Source organism: Reinekea marinisedimentorum (assembly GCF_004341165.1).
GTDB classification, from domain to species: Bacteria; Pseudomonadota; Gammaproteobacteria; order Pseudomonadales; family Natronospirillaceae; genus Reinekea; species Reinekea marinisedimentorum.
Genome location: NZ_SLZR01000046.1, coordinates 1 through 2,350, shown reverse-complemented (window position 1 = coordinate 2,350; position 2,350 = coordinate 1). Strand labels below are relative to the sequence as shown.

Annotated in this window: 2 protein-coding genes; both read right to left on the bottom strand. The window is 42.6% G+C overall.

Features of this window, described 5'->3' with window-relative positions; translation table 11 throughout:
• Window positions 1–94: 94 nt before the first annotated feature.
• A protein-coding gene (locus tag BCF53_RS19025) for an IS3 family transposase (protein ID WP_424511413.1) occupies window positions 95–1,260 on the bottom strand; the annotation gives its coding sequence in 2 pieces (ribosomal slippage) (window positions 95–999 and window positions 999–1,260; 1,167 coding nt in all).
• A 298-nt stretch (window positions 1,261–1,558) separates the two neighbouring features.
• Window positions 1,559–2,143 (bottom strand): lysozyme inhibitor LprI family protein, encoded by a 585-nt coding sequence (locus tag BCF53_RS19020; protein WP_207902794.1) that lies wholly within the window; start codon window positions 2,141–2,143, stop codon window positions 1,559–1,561.
• Between the last annotated feature and the right edge of the window lie 207 nt (window positions 2,144–2,350).

The window sequence follows — 2,350 nt, the reverse complement described above, 5'->3', positions numbered from 1 at the left end:
AAACATGGCTAAAGTGGCCAATTAGAAAGAGAAAATGAAGCAGAGGCAGTTCTAATGAGTTCGAAACTCAAAATGACTTAAAAATCAGAGCTGCCTAAGCAACTTTCTTTATCTGTTTGCATGCTCGTTCAAAATCATTTGGACTGACATAGCCAATGTATGAGTGCAGCCTTTTCTCATTGTAGTGCATAACAATATAATCTCGAATATCTGTCAGTGCAGCTTGGCGAGTCTGGTAGTTCCGCCACTGAACACGCTCTTGTTTTAATGTGCCAAAAAAGCTTTCTGCCACTGCATTATCCCAGCAATTTCCTTTAGGGCTCATGCTACCAATAAATTGATTTTTCTTTATCAGATTTCGGTAATCATGACTGGCATATTGTGAACCCTGATCTGAGTGCACGATTAATCCAGGTGGTGGACACCGCTGCCAAACGGCCATGGTCAGCGCATCACAAACCAAACCTGCAGTCATTCGCTTACCCAGACTCCAGCTCACCACCTTACGTGAAAATAGGTCGATAACCACCGCCAGATACAGCCAGCCTTCCTGTGTCCAGATATAGGTGATATCGCTAACATAAGCCTGATCGGGCGCTTCGACTTTGAACTGACGATCCAGAACATTGTCGTAAACCGGCTTTTTGTGATTGCTGTTAGTTGTTACCTTATATTTCTTTCGCTGTTTTACGGCTACGCCAGCCGCGTTCATCAGTCGACGAGCTTTGTTTCGGGTAATTGGGAAGCCACAGGCTCCCATGGCTTTACAAACCCGTCTGGAGCCGTAAGTAAAATCACTTCCGATAACAATCTCCCGTACCAAGCTGACTTTTTCATTCCGGTTTGGATCAACTTGTTGATTTAGTCGTCGGCGCATGTAGCTGTAATAACCATGACGCTTTACACCCAAGAGCTGACACATCAGGTCAACCGGCCAGGTCTTCTTGTGCTGGGCAATAAACGAGTATTTTACTTCGTTTCTTTGGCAAAGAAGACCGTCGCTTTTTTTAATATCTCTTTCTCCATTTCCAGACGGCGAACCTGTTCTTTTAACTTTCGGATCTCTGCCTGTTCTTCGGTTAACTTGCCGTTACCTCGGAAAGCCTGGTCATCTTGGGCTTGGTGTTCTTTGATCCAGCGGCCCAGCATATTGGCATTGATATCGAGGCTGCGAGCAGCTTCGCTTCGGCTATAGCCTTGCTCTAAAACCAAAGCGATGGCATCGAGCTTGAATTCTTTTGAATATTTCTTTCTGGTCATTTTATGATCTCCAATTAAGGGTATTATCCTTAACTGGACTGGTCATATCCATTAGACCACCTCAGTAAGTGTTCTTGTCTTCGTTGACGTGCCGATGTCTAACTTTACGGATAATGAGGGCTTGCGATAAATATAGATCAGTGTCGCTATTACTCCTGTAAGAATAAAACTTGACAGTAACCCTGATGTCACCCCAGACCATACCGACAGCCAGAATTCATTCATTGATCGATACCCCTATGCTTAACGCCTAAAGAAGCCGCGATTTATGCAACCGCAGCAGCTGCTTGTTAGGGCTTTAATTGCCAAGTTTAATAAGTTCATCAAGCTCTGCTTGTAACCTTGCTGTTCTTTCATTGATTAATGACTCTAGCTCATTAAGATAGATAAGCGGATATATTGTGGCTTCTCTGTAACTTGCAGCAGCAGCCTCAGCCTGACTAATGCTATAGCTTTCCCATTCTGTTTGGCTGCTCATCAAGGACTGACTTTCAAAATCACCGACCCTACTGTCAATGCCTGCAATTGCCTTTTGCATTCGTTCTTTTGCTTGCTCGACTCTCCGAGATGCACGCTCATTGAGTTCTATCTGGTTAAGGTTTTCAATTTCACCGGCTTCAAGCAGCGGAGCTGACTCAGCTTGCAGTGCGATATTTTTCTGATTTATTGCTTTAGCCTTGCCCGTTAATAACAATTCTAATTCTGCAAGCCCATCGATACTTATGTCTTGGTCATTCATTTGTTTGTGAATATCGAGAAGCTTTTTATGCTTATCAAGTTTTTCTAAATCTGGCTTGTTCTCGACCCGCCTTTTTATGAAATAAAAAAGCCAGCTAAGTAGGGCACCAAGAATTACAAATCCAATTTTTTCAATCATTTCCATACTATCTATTTAGTGGCCCTAACGGTTTGGATAACTGGTGGCGACGTATCTTTCGAAGACCACCGAGTTACTCGGATTAAAAGGCATCCGTATCACTATCCGGTTAATTAGTTAGTGCCCATCCAGAAACAGCTAACTCATTAATTTAAAAGAATAATTTTCAATAAACCAAAAAAAATCCTTTTGTGTTTTGTTAAAGTTTAATCA